Raw genomic sequence first — 654 nt, 5'->3', positions numbered from 1 at the left:
TAACGGTATCGGCTTGTGCCACGTTTAGCGTTTTTGGCTTGGATGTTAGCCCATTGGTAGAAATAACCACCTCATGAGCACCACTGAGTTGCCCCGCTAATGTTCCTGTGTAGCTGCCATCCGCTTGTTGATTGACGTTAATTTTTTTCGGTTTAAGCTGATCGATTGCGACCTCAACCTGTTGGATGCCGTCAACCGAGTTCCCTTGAACATCGGCTAAGGTAAACGTTAAGGTACTTTCTGCCCCTGCGCCTACAGAAGGGGTTATATGGGTGATAACAACCTTGTTGATGTGTTTATCTCCTTGTGTTTTTTTCACGTCAATCTTAACCGGATCACTTTGCGTGCTGTTAACTTTGGCGACTAAGAGGTCTTCACCCAATGCCGTTAACATTAAGTCCGCAGTGTAGGTGCCATTTTTGCTATCTGTCCAAACTGGAGCCAGTCGTTGGTTATGGGTAAGCTTAATTGCTGAGGTATCAACCCCTACCAGTGTGTTATCAAACGCATCTTTTAACGTCAGCGTTAGTTTTATCGTATCCATTGATTTGAGGTTGGCGGTGGTTTTTATGGCCAGTTCAGCGGTATTAACCACACCTATCTGACCCTGAACCCCAGAGCCATCGTGATGGGTTGCTTTGGTGACCGTTGCAG

The 654-nt window shown here is 46.3% G+C and carries 1 protein-coding gene; it reads right to left on the bottom strand.

What is annotated here, in order from left to right:
* Window positions 1-654, bottom strand: a 654-nt coding sequence (locus tag ACIPUA_RS08245) for a hypothetical protein (RefSeq protein ID WP_449059552.1), incomplete at both ends; no start/stop codon positions are given.

Source organism: Providencia sp. AGC89 (genome assembly GCF_053543535.1).
This window is presented reverse-complemented; position numbering and strand designations above follow the sequence as displayed.